The sequence below is a fragment of the Sebaldella sp. S0638 genome, assembly GCF_024158605.1.
Classification (GTDB): domain Bacteria; phylum Fusobacteriota; class Fusobacteriia; order Fusobacteriales; family Leptotrichiaceae; genus Sebaldella.
On sequence record NZ_JAMZGM010000265.1, the window covers coordinates 1 to 1,060 of the forward strand.

Below are 1,060 nucleotides of genomic sequence, written 5' to 3' on the forward strand. Positions count from 1 at the left end.
ATTTTACAAATGGAACACATTATGATTCACTGGCAAAAGTGCTGGATGAAAACTATGTAATTGACGGTATATTAGGAGGCCAGACAGGGGATGCCCTTGCAATGTATGATAAGCTTGATCTGATAACAGATAGTAAGACACTGGGAAAAGCAATGCAGGATCTAACAGGAGAAATGTATTCTAATACAACAAGAAGAATGGAAGATGTATCGGATATATTTGCAGATTCAATGGATGTACTTCAAAACTCAGATAATAATACCAAAGAAAACGTAAAGATAAATGTAATAGCAGGCAAAGGAAAGACAAAAGAAAACAGAAATGGAATACTGCCTTATGATTACAGCAGTGCAGGCGTACTGGCTTTAAGAGAAGTAGAGAGAACTTACAGACATACATTTGGATATTCACTAGGTTATTTGAGAACAGATTTTCAGTTCGAAGATACAAATAACGAAGATGAGGCAAACACAATCCAGTTAGGAATGCATAATAAGTATAAGACAAACGGCTGGGGCTTTAAAACAGACCTTCTTGGAAGAATAGGATTTAATAATACAGACAGAGAAATGGACTGGGGAACAGGAAGTATTTCACAGATGAGCGGAGACTATACGACATATGGAGTGACTTTGTTAAATGAAGTATCTAAAGATCTGGAAATAGGAAAAAGCAGTAAGATAGTACCTTATGCAGGCTTGAAACTGGAATATGGATATCATTCAGATATAAAAGAGAGTGGAGCAGCAGAAAGATTAAGAGTGGATCAGAATGAATACTACAGTGTAAAACCAAATGCAGGAGTAGAATTCCAGTTAGACAAGTATTTAGGAGAAAGTAAGGACTGGAAAATAAAAATGAATGTGGGCTTAGGCTATGAATATGAACTGGGAGATACAAATAAAGCGGAACAAGCCAGTCTTGACAGTATATCATCAAAGAAATTCAGTATGGGAAAATCGGGAGATGATAAAGGGAAATTCACTACAAACGGAGGAGTAGGAGTGGAATTTCAGGACAGATACGGAGTTTTCCTGACAGGACAGTATAAAACAGCAGG

The 1,060-nt window shown here is 36.9% G+C and carries 1 protein-coding gene; it reads left to right on the forward strand.

Annotation, left to right across the window (positions count from 1 at the left end):
* Window positions 1–1,060, forward strand: a 1,060-nt coding sequence (locus tag NK213_RS20170) for an autotransporter outer membrane beta-barrel domain-containing protein (RefSeq protein WP_253352690.1), incomplete at both ends; no start/stop codon positions are given.